The sequence below is a fragment of the Curtobacterium sp. L6-1 genome (genome assembly GCF_018885305.1).
Classification (GTDB): Bacteria; Actinomycetota; Actinomycetes; order Actinomycetales; family Microbacteriaceae; genus Curtobacterium; species Curtobacterium aetherium.
The window spans coordinates 1,671,573-1,689,144 of record NZ_CP076544.1 but is presented as its reverse complement, the minus strand read 5'-3'; the positions used below and the strand labels follow the sequence as shown (position 1 = coordinate 1,689,144).

Annotated in this window: 15 protein-coding genes; 12 read left to right on the top strand and 3 right to left on the bottom strand. The window is 73.9% G+C overall.

What is annotated here, in order from left to right; all coding sequences use genetic code 11:
* Positions 1-15 precede the first annotated feature (15 nt).
* The 11 genes from priA to KM842_RS07615 all read left to right on the top strand — a co-directional run bounded on the left by priA (position 16) and on the right by KM842_RS07615 (position 11,793).
* The gene (gene priA / locus KM842_RS07665; RefSeq protein ID WP_216261850.1) at positions 16-762 is read left to right on the top strand and encodes a bifunctional 1-(5-phosphoribosyl)-5-((5-phosphoribosylamino)methylideneamino)imidazole-4-carboxamide isomerase/phosphoribosylanthranilate isomerase PriA; all 747 of its coding nucleotides are present in this window, start codon (positions 16-18) and stop codon (positions 760-762) included.
* A 3-nt stretch (positions 763-765) separates the two neighbouring features.
* A complete protein-coding gene (locus KM842_RS07660; protein ID WP_216261849.1) occupies positions 766-1,599 on the top strand; it encodes an SseB family protein in 834 nt (277 codons plus the stop codon).
* 94 nt (positions 1,600-1,693) lie between these two features.
* On the top strand, positions 1,694-2,572 hold the full coding sequence (locus KM842_RS07655; protein ID WP_216261848.1) for a ParA family protein: 879 nt from the start codon (positions 1,694-1,696) through the stop codon (positions 2,570-2,572).
* Positions 2,556-3,449: a segregation and condensation protein A gene (locus KM842_RS07650; RefSeq protein WP_437124547.1), complete on the top strand. Its 894-nt coding sequence runs from the start codon at positions 2,556-2,558 to the stop codon at positions 3,447-3,449. Before KM842_RS07655 ends, KM842_RS07650 begins: the two co-directional genes overlap by 17 nt.
* Positions 3,450-3,675: 226 nt before the next feature.
* Entirely contained in the window at positions 3,676-4,245 is a 570-nt protein-coding gene (gene scpB / locus KM842_RS07645; RefSeq protein WP_437124550.1) for an SMC-Scp complex subunit ScpB, read from the top strand.
* Between the two features lie 1,438 nt (positions 4,246-5,683).
* Positions 5,684-6,436 carry a pseudouridine synthase gene (locus KM842_RS15850; RefSeq protein WP_253206353.1) on the top strand — a complete coding sequence of 251 codons (753 nt, stop codon included), beginning with the start codon at positions 5,684-5,686 and terminating at the stop codon, positions 6,434-6,436.
* Between the two features lie 142 nt (positions 6,437-6,578).
* The gene (locus KM842_RS07635) at positions 6,579-7,679 is read left to right on the top strand and encodes a prephenate dehydrogenase (RefSeq protein WP_216262204.1); all 1,101 of its coding nucleotides are present in this window, start codon (positions 6,579-6,581) and stop codon (positions 7,677-7,679) included.
* Between the two features lie 164 nt (positions 7,680-7,843).
* Positions 7,844-8,539 carry a (d)CMP kinase gene (cmk, locus tag KM842_RS07630; RefSeq protein WP_216262202.1) on the top strand — a complete coding sequence of 232 codons (696 nt, stop codon included), beginning with the start codon at positions 7,844-7,846 and terminating at the stop codon, positions 8,537-8,539.
* A gap of 72 nt (positions 8,540-8,611) precedes the next feature.
* Complete coding sequence (gene der / locus KM842_RS07625) at positions 8,612-10,129, top strand: ribosome biogenesis GTPase Der (RefSeq protein ID WP_216261846.1); 1,518 nt, start codon at positions 8,612-8,614, stop codon at positions 10,127-10,129.
* 57 nt (positions 10,130-10,186) lie between these two features.
* A complete protein-coding gene (locus tag KM842_RS07620; protein WP_216261845.1) occupies positions 10,187-10,915 on the top strand; it encodes a hypothetical protein in 729 nt (242 codons plus the stop codon).
* A gap of 338 nt (positions 10,916-11,253) precedes the next feature.
* Complete coding sequence (locus KM842_RS07615) at positions 11,254-11,793, top strand: hypothetical protein (protein ID WP_253206314.1); 540 nt, start codon at positions 11,254-11,256, stop codon at positions 11,791-11,793.
* Here KM842_RS07615 and KM842_RS07610 read toward each other — a convergent pair.
* The gene (locus tag KM842_RS07610; RefSeq protein WP_253206312.1) at positions 11,747-12,679 is read right to left on the bottom strand and encodes a helix-turn-helix domain-containing protein; all 933 of its coding nucleotides are present in this window, start codon (positions 12,677-12,679) and stop codon (positions 11,747-11,749) included. The two genes, KM842_RS07615 and KM842_RS07610, sit on opposite strands and share 47 nt — an antisense overlap.
* A gap of 103 nt (positions 12,680-12,782) precedes the next feature.
* Here KM842_RS07610 and KM842_RS07605 point away from each other — a divergent pair, with 103 nt between their 5' ends.
* Positions 12,783-13,658 (top strand): oxidoreductase, encoded by an 876-nt coding sequence (locus KM842_RS07605; protein ID WP_216261843.1) that lies wholly within the window; start codon positions 12,783-12,785, stop codon positions 13,656-13,658.
* 114 nt (positions 13,659-13,772) lie between these two features.
* Here KM842_RS07605 and KM842_RS07600 read toward each other — a convergent pair whose 3' ends face one another.
* Both KM842_RS07600 and KM842_RS07595 read right to left on the bottom strand, forming a co-directional pair.
* Positions 13,773-15,995: a RecQ family ATP-dependent DNA helicase gene (locus KM842_RS07600; RefSeq protein WP_253206310.1), complete on the bottom strand. Its 2,223-nt coding sequence runs from the start codon at positions 15,993-15,995 to the stop codon at positions 13,773-13,775.
* Between the two features lie 70 nt (positions 15,996-16,065).
* Complete coding sequence (locus KM842_RS07595; protein ID WP_216261842.1) at positions 16,066-17,529, bottom strand: hypothetical protein; 1,464 nt, start codon at positions 17,527-17,529, stop codon at positions 16,066-16,068.
* Positions 17,530-17,572: the final 43 nt, after the last annotated feature.

Genomic DNA, 17,572 nt, shown 5'->3' with positions numbered 1-17,572 from the left:
GATCCCGACGGGACCATGACCGAGCTCTCCACCACCCAGCCCCTCGTCCTCCTGCCGGCCGTCGACGTCGTCGACGGTCAGGCCGTCCGCCTCACCCAGGGCGAGGCGGGCAGCGAGACCGGGTACGGCGACCCCGTCGCGGCGGCCCGCACCTGGCGCGACCAGGGTGCGGAGTGGATCCACCTGGTGGACCTCGACGCGGCGTTCGGCCGCGGCGACAACCGTCGGGTGATCGCGCACGCCATCCGCGAGGTCGAGGGCGTCTCGGTCGAGCTGTCCGGAGGCATCCGCGACGACGCCTCGCTCGAGGCCGCCCTGGCCACCGGTGCCGCCCGGGTCAACCTCGGCACCGCCGCGCTGGAGAAGCCGGACTGGGCCGCGCGGGTCATCGGGCAGTACGGCGAGCAGATCGCCGTCGGGCTCGACGTCCGCGGCACCACGCTCGCCAGTCGTGGTTGGACCGAGGACGCGGGCGACCTGTGGGAGGTGCTCGACCGCCTGGAGGACGCCGGCTGTGCCCGGTACGTGGTGACCGACGTCACGAAGGACGGCACCCTGCAGGGCCCGAACGTCGACCTTCTCCGCCAGGTCTGCGACCGCACCGACCAGCCCGTCGTGGCCTCGGGCGGCATCTCGACGCTCGACGACCTGCGGGCGCTCCGCGAACTCGTGCCGCACGGCCTCGAGGGCGCGATCATCGGCAAGGCGCTGTACTCGGGGGCGTTCACGCTCCCGGCCGCGCTCGACATCGCCTCCGAGTAGCCCGTGGCGGGCATCTCCAACGGGCGCGGGACCGGCCCGGACGCAGTGGGCCACGGCGCAGCCGACCAGGCCGCAGCCGACCAGGCCGCAGCCGACTCGGCCGGGTTCCCGTGGGCCGGTCGGACGTTCGACGCGCACGACGACGCCTTCGCGGACGACGACGGGCTCGCCGACCCGGACCTCGTCGCCGCGATCACCGCCGTCGCGTCCGGCGGACCGCACGCGGCCGTGGTCGAGGCCCTGCGCTCCGCACGGCTGCTCATCCCCCTCGTCGCCGAGGCGGGGGAGCTCGGCGAGACGCCCGACGGCCGGGTCGTCGACAAGACCCAGGAACTCTCGATCGTGACCGTCGCCGGGCCCGACGGCCGCGCCGTGATGCCGGCCTTCACCTCCGTCGAGGCGATGCGCGCCTGGGACGCGGACGCCCGGCCGATCCCGGTCGAGTCCCGCCGTGTCGCGATGGCCGCGGCGAGCGAGGACACACAGCTCGTCGTGCTCGACCCGACGGCGCCGACGGAGTTCGTGCTCCGCCGTCCCGCCGTGTGGGCGCTCGGCCAGGACCTGCCGTGGACGCCGTGCTCCGAGGACCCGGAGGTCGCCCGGGCCTTCGCCGCCACGGTCGAGACCGAGCCCGCGGTGGTCCGTGTCGAGCTGTCGCCGGGGGACCCGACCTCGCGGTTCGCCGGTCCCGAGCTCACCGTCGGCCTGCGGCTCGTCGCCGGTCTGGACCGCGAGCAGATCGCCGAGCTCGTCGGTCGGCTGCAGCAGCGCTGGGCGACCGACCCGGTGATCGCCGAGCGCGTCGACAGCATGCGCGTCGCCCTCCGCGCCGCCTGACCCGGCCGGGAGGCGCGCCCGACGTCCGCCCCGTCGGGTGCCCGCCCCGGCGGTGCGGCCCGGTCACGGGCGGGCGCGCCGGTACGATGGCCCGGTGAGCAGCATCCCGACGACAGCCTCCGGCACCGGCGACATCGTCACGGGTCCGACCGGCCGACCCGTGCGGGCGTTCCCCGTACCGGAGGAGCTGGACGGCCACGGCCCCGCGCGCATCATCTCGCTGTGCAACCAGAAGGGCGGGGTCGGCAAGACCACCACCGCCATCAACCTCGGCGCCGCGTTGGCCGAGTACGGCCGCCGCGTGCTCGCGGTCGACTTCGACCCGCAGGGTGCCCTGTCCGCCGGGCTCGGTGTGCGGACGCACGACATCCCCACCGTCTACGACCTGCTGATGGGCGCCGTGAAGGACCCGAACCAGGTCATCCAGCCGACGAACGTGCCCCTGCTCGACGTCATCCCCGCGAACATCGACCTGTCCGCGGCCGAGGTGCACCTGGTGAACGAGGTCGCGCGCGAGCAGATCCTGGCGAGCGTCCTGCGCAAGGTGTCGAACGACTACGACGTCATCCTCATCGACTGCCAGCCGTCCCTCGGCCTGCTCACCGTGAACGCCCTGACCGCGGCACACGGCGTGCTCATCCCGCTCGAGTGCGAGTTCTTCGCCCTCCGCGGGGTCGCGCTGCTCATCGAGACGATCGACAAGGTGCGCGACCGGCTCAACCCGGCGCTGACCCTCGACGGCATCCTGCCGACCATGTACGACTCGCGCACGCTGCACTCGCGGGAAGTCATGGAGCGCGTCGTCGAGACCTTCGGCGACCGTGTCCTCGACACCGTCATCGGGCGCACCGTGAAGTTCCCGGACGCCACGGTCTCGGCGCGGCCGATCACGCAGACGGCCCCGGAGCACGCCGCGGCCCACGCCTACCGGCAGCTCGCCCGGGAGCTCGTCCAGCGTGGCGCCGTCGCCTGAGGACCCGGCTACGAGCCTCCCGTCCGGTGCCGCCGGACCGGCGTCCGACGGGCGCGACGCGCCGGTCGGCACCACGACCGCACCCGGGTTCCGGGTGCGGCTCAGCAACTTCGACGGCCCGTTCGACCTGCTGCTCTTGCTCATCACGAAGCACGAACTCGACATCACCGAGGTCGCGCTCAGCGCCGTGACAGGGGAGTTCATCGCGTACGTCCGGCAGGCGGAGTCGAGCGACGAACTCGACGAGGCGAGCGAGTTCCTCGTCGTCGCAGCGACGCTGCTCGACTTGAAGATCGTCGGGCTGCTGCCGCAGGGCGAGCTCGTCGACGCCGAGGACGTCGCACTCCTCGAGGCCCGCGACCTGCTCTTCGCCCGTCTGTTGCAGTACCGCGCGTTCAAGCAGGCCGCCGACTGGTTCGGCGAACGCTGGGGCGCCGAGTCCCGACGGCACGTCCGGAGCGTCCGGCTCGAGGAACGTTTTCGCGCCCGGACGCCCGAGCTGGTGTGGACGCTGTCCGTGCAGGACTTCGCCGCGCTGGCCGCCCTGGCGTCCGCCCCGCGGGAGATCCCGACCGTCGGGCTCGACCACCTGCACGCGCCCGCCGTGAGCATCCGGGAGCAGGCGGCGATCGTCGTGTCGGTCCTGCGCACCCGGGCGGACGAGGGGGCGCCGGACGTCACGTTCCGCGAACTCGTCGCCGGGGTCGACCAGGCGGGTATCGTGGTGGCTCGTTTCCTCGCGATCCTGGAGCTGTACCGGAACGCCTCCATCTCGTTCGAACAACTCGAACCGCTCGGGGAACTGGTCCTCCGGTGGACCGCGCTCGACTGGACGGACGAGAGCCTCGCGAACCTGGGAGCCGACTATGACGGATGACGTGCACGCGTCCGGAGCCCGCGCTCGCGCGGGTGGTTCCGCCGAGCCCGGTGGCGCCGACGAGATCGGCGACGTCCGTGCGCTCGAGCTGTCGCTGCGCGCCGAGCACGCGGCGGAGCAGGACGCGCACGGCACCCAGGACGGCGCCGTCGCCGAGGCGGCTGCGCCCGCCGTCGCCGAGGAAGCCGCGCCCGCCGTCGCCGAGGAGGCCGCGCCTCCCGTCGACGTGCCGGTCGACCGGCAGCTCGAGGCGATCCTCATGATCGCGGACCAGCCGCAGTCCCTCGTCGCGCTCGCCGCGGCGGTCGGCGAGCCGGTCCCCGTCGTCCGCCAGGCCGTCGACCGGCTCGTGGCGGACTTCGACGGCGTCGACGGCACCGTCCGCCGCGGCTTCGAGCTCCGCGAGGTCGGCGGCGGCTGGCGCTTCTACGTCCGCGCCGAACTCGACGCCGTGGTCGAGCAGTTCGTCGAGGCCGAACGCCCCGCGCGGCTGTCCCAGGCGGCGCTCGAGACCCTCGCGGTGGTCGCCTACAAGCAGCCGATCACCCGCTCCCAGATCGCCGCGATCCGGGCCGTCAACGTCGACGGAGTGGTGCGGACGCTCGTCGCGCGCGGTCTCATCGAGGAGTCGTTCACCGACGCCGAGACCGGCGCCATCAACTACGTGACCTCCGGGCTGCTGCTCCAGCAGCTCGGCATCAACTCGCTCGACGAGCTTCCGCTCATCTCGCCCCTCCTGGAGGACGGCGCGGACGGTTTCGGGCAGACCGAAGGGATCCCCGATGGCCGGGTATGACCAGAACGACCGCCCACGACGTGACGACGACCGTCGCGGCCCCGGACGCGCGGGCGGTGACCGGCCGGGAGGCGCGGGTCGCCGTGACGACGCACCGCGCGGGCGCGACGGGGCCGGCTCCGGCGGGTACCGGGGGCGCGACGACCGCGGTGCGGGTGACCGTGGCGGGTACCGCGGGCGCGACGACCGGGGTGCCGGTGACCGTGGGGGGTACCGAGGCCGTGACGACCGGGGTGCCGGGGACCGCGGCGGGTACCGCGGTGGGGACGACCGGAACGCCGGCGGGTACCGCGGGCGTGACGACCGTGCTGCCGGTGGTGACCGTTCGACCGGTGGGTACCGGGGCCGCGACGACCGTGCCGCGGGGGACCGCGGTGGGTACCGGGGCCGCGACGACCGGGGTGCCGGTGACCGTGGTGGCTTCCGCGGTGACGACCGGGGCACCGGTGGCTACCGGGGCGGCGACGACCGTGCCGGCGGCGACCGCTCGACCGGTGGGTACCGCGGGCGCGACGACCGGAGCGCGGGCGACCGGGGCGGGTACCGCGGTGCCGAGAGCCGGGGTGCAGGCGACCGTGGCGGCTACCGGGGCCGGGACGACCGGGCGTCCGGCGGCGACCGTGGTGCCGGCGGGTACCGCGGGCGTGACGAGCGCAGCGGCGGGTACCAGGGCCGTGACGATCGTGGTGCCGGTGGGTACCGCGGGCGCGACGACCGGGGCGACCGGCCGTCCGGTGGGTACCGCGGGCGTGACGAGCGCAGCGGCAGGTACCAGGGCCGTGACGACCGCGGGACCGGCGGGTACCGCGGACGCCCGGACGGCGACCAGCGCGGCGCCGACCGACGACCTGCCGACCGCGGCGGCTTCGTGCACCGTGACGACGACCGCGGACGCTTCGTGCGTCGCGACGACTCCACCGACCGCCGGCCGGCCGCCGGCGGTCGGGACGACCAGCGCGGCGGGTACCGCGGGCGCGACGACCGGAGCACCGGCGACCGCGGCGGGTACCAGGGCCGTGACGGCCGTGACGGCCGCGGTGGTGGCCGGGACGAGCAGCGCGGTGGGTACCGCGGGCGTGACGACCGGAGCACCGGCGACCGCGGTGGGTACCGCGGGCGTGACGACCGTGGTGGTCCGCGTCGCCCGGACGACCGCACGTCCGACCGCGGCGGCGACCCCCGCCGCGAGGACCGCCGCAGCCCGGACGGCGCGCCGAGCAGCGTGTGGCACAACGGTCGCCGCTACGTGGGCGGCACGACGAGCCCGCGCAACGACCCGGCACGCAAGCGGACCACGCCCCTCCCGGCCGGGGAGCGCGACGACGCCGGCCGTCCCGCCGAGGGCACCCCGGAACGCCCGATCATCCCCGACTGGGAGGCGGCGGACGGGACCGCGACCGACGGCGGCGAACCGGACCTCCAGGAAGGCGGTGAGCGCCTGCAGAAGGTGATCGCCGCTGCGGGCGTGGCCAGCCGCCGCGTCGCGGAGAACCTGATCGCCGAGGGTCGCGTGACCGTGAACGGTGAGGTCGCCGACATGCTCGGCCGCCGTGTCGACACGGACACCGACGAGGTCGCCGTCGACGGCGTGCCGGTGCAGACCGACACCTCGCGGCGCTACGTCGTCCTCAACAAGCCGACCGGGGTCGTCTCGAGCATGCAGGACGAGCACGACCGGCCCGACCTGTCGCAGTTCGTCGACCGGTTCGAGGAACGGCTGTTCAACGTCGGCCGCCTCGACTTCGACACGTCCGGACTGCTCATCCTGACGAACGACGGCGGTCTGGCACACGTCCTGGCGCACCCGTCGTTCGGTGTCACGAAGACGTACGTCGCGAAGGTCGACGGCAACATGGTGCCCTCGACGCTCCAGCTGCTGCTCGACGGCATCGAGCTCGAGGACGGTCCGATCGCGGCGGACAAGGCGCGACTGCTCGAGTCCTCGCGGGGGGAGTCCCTCGTCGAGATCACGCTGCACTCCGGGCGCAACCGGATCGTGCGACGGATGCTCGAGGCGGTCGGGCACCCGGTGCTCGAGCTCGTCCGCCGGTCGTTCGGGCCGCTGCAGCTCGGCAGCCTCGCTCCAGGCCAGTCCCGCGAGCTGACCACGGTCGAGCTCGGACAGCTGCTCGGGATCGCCCGTGGTGCCGAGGCGCGCACGGGTGACGACGAGGCCGAGAGCACGGACTGACGGCAGTGCACACGGCGCCGGGTCGGTGGGGTTCCTCCACAGGCCCGGCGCCGTCCCGCATCCGCGGACCGCGGCTCGGTAGGCTTGCCGCGTGACCGACGCCAGGACGACCGCACCCGACGCTGCGCCGTCGAGCGCCGACGTGGCGTCGGAGCCCGACCGGCGGCTGCGCGGACCGGTCCGGATCGTGGGCACCGGGCTGCTCGGCGCCTCGATCGGCCTCGCGCTGCGCGACAAGGGGGTCGAGGTCGTCCTCGACGACGTCTCCCCGGCCGCGCTGGCGCTCGCCGTGGACTACGGCGCGGGTCGACACCCGGCGCCCGGTGACGCGCCGCAGCTCGTCGTGGTGGCGGTGCCGCCCGACGTCACGGCCGCGGTCGTCGAACGCGAACTCGCCACCTACCCGGACGCCGTCGTCACCGACGTGGCCAGCGTCAAGTCCGGGCCGCTCGAACGACTCCGGGCGGTCGGAGCCGACGTCTCGCGGTACATCGGCTCGCATCCGATGGCCGGACGGGAGCGCAGCGGTCCGACCGCTGCCCGGGCCGACCTGTTCATCGGACGCCCGTGGGTGATCGCCGGCCACGACGACATCAGCTACCAGCGTGCCGCCGCGGTCGAGGACCTGGCGCTCGACCTCGGCGCGACGGTCGTCCCGATGGACCCCGAGTCGCACGACCGGGCGGTGGCGGTGGTGTCTCACGCGCCACAGCTCGTGTCGACGCTGATGGCCTCGCGACTGCGTGACGCCCCGGGCGAGGCGCTCGGGCTCGCCGGCGGCGGCGTGCGCGACGTCACCCGCATCGCGGCCAGCGACCCCGGACTGTGGGTCCAGATCATCGGCGCGAACGCCGAGCACATCCGTCCGGTGCTGACCGCCCTGCGTGACGACCTCGACCGCGTGATCGACGCCCTCGCCGACCCGGCCGCGACCGGGGCGCCCCGGGCGATCGCCGAGACGATGGCGTCCGGCAACCGCGGAGTCGAACGGCTGCCCGGCAAGCACGGCTCCACCACCCGCTTCGCCCGGGTCGTCGTCCTCATCGACGACCGACCCGGGCAGTTCGCCGCACTCCTCACCACCATCGGGGAGCTCGGCATCAACCTCGAGGACCTGCGCCTCGAGCACTCGCCCCGGGCGCAGATCGGCATCGTCGAGGTGTCCGTCGTCCCGGAGCACGAACAGCGACTCGTCGAGGAACTCGAGGGTCGCGGATGGAGGATCGCAGCAGCATGGGCCTGAACGACCACGACAGCGCACTCGAGTCCGGCGTGACGGGCGGCCCCGACGCCCCCGACTCCGGCCTGCCCACCCCGGCCGACCAGCCCGGACCACTCGGCGGCGGCGACGTCACCGGCGGACCGGACGGCCAGGGCGCCGGCGAACTCGGGTCGACGCGGGCGCCGATGCCCGCCGGCCTGCCCGAGGGTGCGTTCGTCGCGAAGTTCGTGGTCGCGGTCGACGGCCCCGCCGGCAGCGGCAAGTCGAGCGTGTCCCGTGCCGCGGCCCGCGCGCTCGGCTTCGGGTACCAGGACACCGGCGCCGCCTACCGCGCGCTCGCGTGGCACGCCCTACAGCAGGGCGTCGACCTCGACGACCCGGCGGCGGTCCTCGCCAGCTGGGACACCTTCGACTACGCGATCGGCACCGACCCCGACGACTCCTTCGTGCGGGTGGGTGGGGTCGACGTCACGGACGCCATCCGCACCCCGGAGGTCACGGCCGCCGTCGCCCACATCGCCAAGCTGCCGGACGTCCGCGCGAAGCTCGTCCAGCTGTTCCGGCAGGTGATGCGGATGGCCGACGGACAGGGCATCATCACCGAGGGTCGCGACATCACGACCGTCGTGGCACCCGACGCCGAGGTGCGGATCCTGTTGACCGCCGACGAATCCGTTAGGATGGCACGTCGGTCGGCAGAGGTCACGACGCAGTCGGCCGAAGAGACCTCGGCGGCACTCGCTCGTCGGGACGCGGCCGACGCCAAGGTGGTCGACTTCATGAACGCCGCCGACGGCGTGACCACCCTCGACTCCACCGACCTCGACTTCGACCAGACCGTGCAGGCGGTGGTCGACCTGGCCCGCTCGGCCACGAACTGACGACAACGCGGCCACACGGCCGCACGTGAACCACGAACACGCGGCCGACCGGCCGCCGGCAAGGAAACCACCATGGCGCAGCTGGACGACCGAAGCGACGACTTCCCCGAGTACGACGACGCCCTCGGCGAGCGGCTCGCCGACATCGACGAGGCCGAAGCGGACCAGCGCGCGAGCGCCCTCCGCGCCGGCCTCGAGGAGTACGACCTCGACGACGAGGACCTCGCACTCCTCGAAGCCGGCAAGCTCGGCGTCGACGGGGTCGCGTACCTGCCGGCGCTGCCGGTGCTCGCGATCGTCGGCCGCCCGAACGTCGGCAAGTCGCAGCTCGTGAACCGCATCCTCGGCCGCCGCGAGGCCGTCGTGCAGGACACTCCGGGTGTCACGCGCGACCGCGTCAGCTACAAGGCCGAGTGGAACGACAAGCGCTTCACGATCGTCGACACCGGCGGGTGGGAGCCCGACGCGAAGGGCATCAACGCCTCGGTCGCCGCCCAGGCCGAGGTTGCGATCGACCTCGCCGACGCGGTGCTCTTCGTCGTGGACGTCACGGTCGGCATCACCGCGACCGACGAGCACGTCGTCAAGATGCTCCGCGGCACCGACCGCCCGGTCATCGTCGTCGCGAACAAGTCCGACGACGACCGCCGCGACCTCGAGGCGCACGCGCTGTGGAACCTCGGCCTCGGTGAGCCGCACCCGGTCTCGGCCCTGCACGGCCGCGGTGTCGCCGACCTGCTCGACCTCATCATCGCGACGCTGCCGGACGTGTCCGCGGTCGCGAAGCAGGAGATCGGTGGACCCCGTCGCGTCGCGATCCTCGGGCGCCCGAACGTCGGCAAGAGCTCGCTGCTCAACAAGGCCGCGGGCGAGGAGCGCGTCGTCGTGAACGAGCTCGCCGGCACCACGCGCGACCCGGTGGACGAGCAGATCGAACTCGGCGGCAAGACCTGGCGCTTCGTCGACACCGCGGGCATCCGCAAGCGCGTGCACATGCAGCAGGGCGCGGACTTCTACGCCTCGCTCCGCACGACCGCCGCGCTCGAGAAGGCCGAGGTCGCCGTCGTCGTCCTCGACGTGACCGAGCCGGTCTCGGTGCAGGACCTCCGCATCATCGACCTGGTGCTCGAGTCCGGCCGCGCCCTCGTCCTGGCCTACAACAAGTGGGACCTGCTGGACGACGAGCGTCGCCGCTACCTCGAGCGCGAGATCGAGCAGGACCTGGCGCACGTCGCCTGGGCTCCGCGCGTCAACATATCCGCCCGCACCGGTCGTCACCTCGAGAAGCTCGTGCCCGCGCTCGAGACCGCACTCGAGTCGTGGGACACCCGCATCCCGACCGGCAAGGTCAACGCCTTCGTCGCGGAACTCGTGCAGGAGCACCCGCACCCGGTCCGCGGCGGCAAGCAGCCCCGCATCCTGTTCGCCACGCAGGCGTCGACCCAGCCGCCGACCTTCGTGCTCTTCACGTCGGCGTTCCTCGACCCGCAGTACCGCCGGTTCATCACCCGGCGTCTCCGCGAGGTCTGGGGCTTCGACGGCACCCCGATCATCGTCAACATGCGCGTCCGCGAGCGTCGGAAGCGCTGATCGACCGTGTCCGCGCCGCGGGGGGAGCGATCGACGTCACGACGTCGGTGGCCCCTCGTGGCCGGACTCGTCCTGCTGCTCGCCGTCGTGGCGGGCACGCTCGTCCAGTGGTCCTCGCCTGCCCCGACCTCGCGGGCGGCTCCTGACCGGGTCGTCGACGAACCCCGGCCGGACGACCTGCTCCTCCCGACGGGACCGACAGACCCGACGGACCCGACGTCGGCGAGCACGATCGACCCCGTCGCCCTCGGGGCTGGCTTCCTGCCGAACGACGCCGATGCCGGTGCCGACGCCGAGGCAGACGCAGTCGGCGACGGCGACGGCGCCAGCGACGACGGCGCCGGCGCCGGCGATGTCGTCGTGATCGACTCGGCGACCGGGCAGCCCCTCGGCGCCGACTGGGCCGCACCCTGGTGGCAGCGTGCCCTGCCCGTCTCCGGTCGGCTCGTCCCGATCGAGGGCACGGTGCGCGGACACGTCCGCCTCGACGTCGTCGGCCCCCAGGCCGTGCAGATCACCCTGACGGACGTCCGGGTCACCGACCCGGCGCGCGTCGCCTCCGTCCGGATCGAGCTGTCGAGCGGGGACGTCCTCGGTGACGAGCGTGCGCAGTGGGTCGGGGTCGACCAGCCGGTCGACGTCGGGTCCTTCACACCGGACGGCGAGCACCCGGTCCTGACCGTCGTCGACCCCCACGTGCTGCCCGACGTCGTGCACGCCGTCCTCCTGGTCGACGACCGCACCGGTCGCGTGCTCGGAGGGGCGGAGCTGCTGCCGGCCCCGTGACCGCAGCGGCACGGCCCGACGCAGGACGGAGCGGGTGGCTGCCGCCGTCCGGACCGGCTCGGCGTCCGTGGTGGTGCGCCTCCTCGGCGGGGAGCCCGTGCTCGTCGTCCGCGGATGCTGGGTCGCGCGTCCGCACCAGTGGCCGAGGCTCCGTCTCGCGGAGCGCGCCCCTCCCGACCGACACGGTCCGCGCCTCCCGACCGACGGAGGCCGCGCCTCCCAGCCCGCGCCTCCCGACCGACGTCGGCCGCGCCTCCGGGCCCGACGCTGACCGGACGCGCAGCCGGAGCGCAAGGCCCGCGGCCCCACCCGCCCGTCGGATGCGGCACCATGGGACGGTGACGCAGCACCCATCCGGCCCGGCAGGGACCGCCGACCGGCTCTGGACCCGCCTGCAGCTCGACCGCCTGGCCGGTGGTCGGCAGAGCGGGTACGTCATCCGTGAGGACATGCTCGCCCACCCGGACACGGTCCGGTCGTTCCGGTGGATCCGCTGGCTGCTCGTCGCCGAGACCGTCGTCGGACTGACGGCCATCGTCATCGCCGTGCTGCTCACCCGCGCCGGACAGACGGTCCCGTGGGCGGTGTGGTTCCGCGCGACGGTCGTGCTGCTCATCACGCTGACGCTGTACGTGTTCGCCTGGCGTGCGCAGCTCGGGTACTACTGGGCGTACCAGCGGCTCCGGTTGTTCAGTCGGGTCTTCCCGATCGTCACGCTCGTCGTCGCGGCGATCCCCGGGCTCTACCCGTTCTGGATGGTCATCGAGCAGATCGTGTTCTCGGTGCTCATGGTCGGGATCGGGGACGTCCTGACCAGCGACCACATGCGACTCACGTTCCCGAAGCCGGCCCGTCCGACTCGTCGGGTCCGGCGGTAGGCGGGGAGGCGGTCACCCGCGCGGCGGTCGGCGGGTCCGACCGTGCGGCGGCGGCGTTCGCCGTCCGGGTCGCTGCGAGGCTGCCGAGCAGCGCCAGTCCGCGGGCCGACCGAGAGCTGGGCTCGGCGTGGTGCACCACGAGGAGCTGCCCGTCGGTGCCGCCGACGCCGAGCTTCTCGCGCCGCAACTCGAGGTCGCCGACCTCCGGGTGCCACATCCGCACGTCCCCGCCGCCGAGCGCCCGGACGTCGTGCCGTGCCCAGAGCCGACGGAAGTCCTCGCTGCCGAGCGACAGCTCACCGACCAGGCGGACCACGTCGGGATCGTCGACGGCGGCGCCGATGGACGCCCGGAAGGCGGCGACCATGCCCGCCATGTGTCGCGGCCACTCCGGGTACCGCTCGAGCTCGTCCGGCTCGAGGAACATCGTCCGGAGCCGGTTCGCGCCGGCACGGAGGCCCGGGGCGAGCTCGGTGGCGACGGCGTTGGCAGCGAGGACGTCGAACACCCGGTTCTCGACGAACGCCGGCAGGCCGATGACGTCGAGGAGCTGCAGGGTGCCGGCGGGGACGACCTGACGGTGCGACCGCGTCCGACGACTCGGCGGGGACGGACGGACACCCGCCAGGCCGAGCAGGTACTCGGTCCCGACGCCGTCGAGCCCCAGGACGCGGGCGAGCGCCTCGAGGACCTGCGGCGACGGGTTCCGGTCGCGGCCCTGCTCGAGCCGGAGGTAGTAGTCGGCGCTGATGCCGGCGAGGGTGGCGACCTCCTCGCGGCGGAGTCCGGGCGTGCGCCGGACACCCGTCACCCGGATGCCGACGTCCGCGGGCTGCACGAGCTCGCGACGGGCGCGCAGGTGGTCACCGAGGGGGTTGTCGCTCACGCTGCCGATCGTAGGCGCGGTGCGCGGACCGATCCTGGTCCCCGCACTCCCAGGACCGACGGGGATCTGTGCCCGGTCGTGCGCACGGAGCATCGTGGGTGGCATGACCACGACATCGCTCCCCGGCGGCACGTACCGCCTCGCCGACGACCTCACCCTGACCCGCGTCGGGTACGGCGCCATGCAGCTCGCCGGACCGGGGGTGTTCGGCCCGCCGAGCGACCCCGACGAGGCCGTCCGGGTCCTGCGGGCGGTCGTCGAGCTCGGGATCACCCACATCGACACGTCGGACTTCTACGGCCCGCACGTCACCAACCAGCTCATCCGCGACGCACTGGCACCGTACCCGGCCGACTTGCGGATCGTGACGAAGGTCGGCGCGCGCCGGGATGAGCAGGGCGGGTGGCCGCACGCGCGCGAGCCGCACGAGCTCGTCGAACAGGTGCACGACAACCTCCGGAACCTGGGCGTCGAGCAGCTCGACGTCGTCAACCTGCGCATGGGCGGCGTCGACGCCCCCGAGGCCGGCTCGATCGCACCGCAGTTCGCGGCGCTCGCCGAGCTCCAGCAGCAGGGGCTGATCCGGCACCTCGGCCTGTCGACCGTGGACGCCGATCAGCTCGCCGAAGCGCAGACGATCGCGCCCGTCGTCTGCGTGCAGAACATGTACAACGTCGCCCGGCGCGAGGACGACGCCCTCGTCGACCTGACCGCCGAGCAGGGCATCGCCTACGTGCCGTACTTCCCGCTCGGAGGCTTCTCCCCGCTGCAGTCCGGCGCGCTCGACCGGGTCGCGGAGCGCCTCGAGGTGTCGCGGCTCACGGTCGCGCTGTCCTGGCTGCTGCAGCGCTCGCCCAACATGCTGCTCATCCCGGGCACGTCGTCGGTGGCGCACCTGCGGGACAACGTGGCGTCGGCCGGGTTCGTGCTGCCCGAGGACGCGGTGGCCGAGCTCGACGCGATCGGTTCCGCGGCGTAGCGAGGACCGGGCCGGAGCCGACCTGCTGACGGCCGGGAGGCACGTGGCACTGCCGCCACGTGCCTCCCGCCCGTCGGGCACGCACCGTGCGCGGGCCAGACGCCGGGCGGACGGTCAGGCGACGGTGGCCAGGGCGAACGGCAGCACCGCCGACGCTCCGGCGCGCAGGAGTTCGCGCCCCGCGACCGTCATCGTCCACCGGCTGTCGACCAGGTCGTCCACGAGCAGCACCGGCCCGTGGTGCGCCTGGAGCCCGGCGGCCAGTTCGGGTCCGACCACGAAGGTGTCCCACACGCCGGACAACCGGTAGGCGCTGTTCGTCGCGCCGTCGCCACGGGGGACGCCGCCGTCACGCTCGAGCGTGCCCAGGTGCTGCAGCCGACCGATCGACGACAGCGCCTGCGCGAGGGAGCCGACGAGCTGTGGCCGGGAGCGGGAGGACATCGCGACGACCCCGGTCGGTCGGACCTCCCACGGCCAGTCCTTCAGGGCGCGGACGCACCCGTCGACGAGTTCGCGCGAGACCGGCGCATCGGACGTCCCGGTGGCGAACAGTGCGCGGAGCGGACCACCCCAGCCGAGGTCGGTGAGGCGTGCGACCGCCCGCCCGGGTGCGACGAGTTCGCCTGCCGGGATCTTGCCCTTGACGGCGACCCCCAGGGACGCCATGCCGGACGGCCACTGCGCGCGCGGGGCGATCTCCACCCCCACCTGGTCGAGGGCGTCCGCGGCCCCGGAGCGGTCGGCCTCGGAGACGTCGGTCGGGTACCAGGCACCGGCGCAGTTGTCGCACCGGCCGCAGGGCTCGGCGGTCGGGTCGTCCAGGTCCTGCTGCAGCAGCTGCATGCGGCAGGCGCTCGTCGACTCGTACGTCAGCATCGACGCGGCCTCGGCGGCGCGGGCGGCGGCGACGCGCTCGTAGCGGACGGCGTCGTACTCCCAGGGGCGGCCGGTGGTGACCCAGCCCCCGCCCACCCGCCGGACGGCCCCGTCGACGTCGAGCACCTTGAGGAGCAGCTCGAGGGTCGAACGCTTAATGTCGACGAGCCCCTCGAGCGCCACGGTCGACATGGCGGCGTCGGGGGACAGCGCGCCGAGCACGGCAGACGCGCGGGACTCCGTCGGCATCGAGGCGCTCGCGAAGTACTGCCAGATCTCCTGGTCCTCGCGACCGGGCAGCAGCAGGACGTCGGCGTTGTCCGTGGCGCGTCCCGCACGACCGATCTGCTGGTAGTAGGCGACGGGGGAGGACGGAGCGCCGATGTGCACCACGAACCCGAGGTCGGGCTTGTCGAACCCCATGCCGAGCGCGCTGGTCGCGACGAGGGCCTTGAGCTCGTTGCCCTTCAACTGTGCTTCGAGCTGCTCGCGTTCCTCGTTGTCGGTGCGGCCCGTGTAGGCGCGGACGGCGTACCCGGACTCGCGCAGCAAGCGGGCGATGTCCTCGGCCGCCGAGACCGTGAGCGTGTAGATGATCCCGCTGCCGGGCAGGTCGCCGAGGTGCGCGAGCAACCAGCCGAGCCGGGCGCGGGCGTCGGGCAGGGTGAGGACGCCGAGGCGCAGGGAGGCGCGGGCGAGCGAACCGCGGATGGTGAACACCGGGTCCTCGGGGCCGGCGGTGAGCTGCTCGGCGACGTCCTCGACCACGCGTTCGTTGGCGGTCGCGGTCGTCGCCAGGACCGGCACGCCGTGCGGCAGGGACCGGATGAGCTCGGCGAGCCGCCGGTAGTCCGGGCGGAAGTCGTGGCCCCAGTCGGAGATGCAGTGCGCTTCGTCGACGACGAGCATCCCCATCCGCCCGATCAGTGCGGGCAGCTGCTCGTCGCGGAACTTCGGGTTGTTCAGCCGCTCGGGGGAGACGAGGAGCACGTCGACCTCGTCACGGGCGAGCGCCGCCTGGGTCTCGGACCACTCGTGCGCGTTCGCCGAGTTGATCGACACCGCCCGGACCCCGGCACGGGCAGCCGCCGCCACCTGGTCCCGCATGAGCGCGAGCAGCGGGGACACCAGCACGGTCGGACCGCCGCCGCGGCGCCGGAGCAGCAGGGTCGCGAGGAAGTAGACGGCGGACTTGCCCCACCCGGTGCGCTGCACCACGAGCGCGCGCTGCCGGTGCTCCACGAGTGCCGAGATCGCCTCGAGTTGTCCGGGGTGGAAGACGGCTTCGGGGCGGCCGGTGAGCGCCTGCAGCGCCTCCTGCGCCTCCGCGGCGATCGCCGACGACGGCGCCGGCCCCGACGATGCCGGCCCCGACGATGCCGGCCCCGACGATGCCGGGCCCGACGGCGCGGCGTCCGCGACCGACGGCGGGACGGGGGAGGCAGCAGGTGAGCTCATGCCCCCATGCTGTCAGGACCGACCGACGTACCGAGCCACGGGCCTCCGACCTGTGGGGAACCCGGCGCGGTCACTGGTAGGTGACGAGCGACGGTGTCGGTTCGACCTCGGTCATCGTCTGCTCCGGGGTCAGCATCGGGGTGTCCTCGTCGATGAAGTTCTTCCAGCCCCAGTGCACGCCGCGCGGAGCACCGACGTGCAGGGCCTTCCACGTCGCCTGCTTGTCCGGCTGCGACCCCTGCCCGTCGACGTGCACGAGCAGGTCGAGTTCGGGGTGCGACGCCAGCGCGTCCCGGTCCGAGATCATCGACAGCCGGAACTGGTGCAGCACGAGGGCCTTGGGCGGCAGCCCCTCCCGACGGACCAGACCGGCCAACCACGACGACACCTCGTTCACCTCCTCGGCGCTCACCGACCCGATCTGCTCCAACGGGACCTGGTCCGGACCGAGCCGCCACTCCGGGTCGAGTGCCAGCCAGACGTCCGGCCGCTGCAACAGCGACTCGTACCGCTTCGCCTGCGACAGGAAGTCACTGCGTCCCGGCTGCAGGTCGATGATCGTCGGCAAGCCGGCGTCGTGCGCCGCGTCGACGTAGGGCTCGAGGGACGAGACCGGCAGCTCGCGTGAGTAGTCGCCGTCCTCCCCGGCCTCGCCCGCGGCGACCGTCGCGATCACCTCGAACGCCGGGGTGACCGGTTCGTCGGACGAGCCGCGGTACGCGCGGGCCGTCTCCTCCGCCCGCCGCACGCTGTCCGCCGGGCCCTGCTCACCGAGGACGCCCAGGACCGGCGCACCGGGAGCGCCGTAGAGCGCGGTGTACCGGTGGCCGTCGAACGGACGCTGTCCGCCGTCGCCGATCCGGTACCCGGTCTGCGCCGCCCGCACGACCCACGCCGGCTCCCGGAGGTCGGCGAATGCCGCGCCGAGCAGCAGCGTCGGCCGACCCGCGGCACGGTGCAGCGCCTCGACGACGGAACCCGACGCCGCCGGGTCCGACACGCCCGAGGGCATGTCCACCAGCTGAGCGCCGGCAGCACGGGCCGTCGCGACCGCCGCGGCGTCGTCCGACCGCTCCGCCACCACGACCGTCTGCCGGGAGGCGCGTCCCGCCTCCGCACGTCGGCCCGCCTCCGGTGCGTCCCGCTCCGCGACGGATGTGTCCAGCGTCACGTCGCCGACCGCCTGGTACCAGGTGGCCCCGAGACGCCGCAGCTCGCGGTCGACGGTCCGCGGGTCGTCGCCCACGAGGAGCGCCGGGACGTGCGCGCGGACCGCGGCGGTCGCGGCCCGGCGCACGGCCCCCGCGTCGTCCGACCGCGCCACGACCGCACCCGGGGACGAGCGGAACAACGTGCGGCTCGCCCGGACGGACCGGTCGGCGGCGGAGTCCTGCGCCACCACCGTGACGGCGTCCGACGCGGCGCGGGCCAGGGTCGGCCGCGGCGTCGGAGCGGCACCGGAGCAGGCGGCGACACCGAGCACGAGACCGGCCACCGTGAGCGCGAGCAGGGAACGGACGGGTCGAGAACGCATCGGGCCACCATAGGAGCCCGCGGGCCGCCAGCCTGGGAGCGCG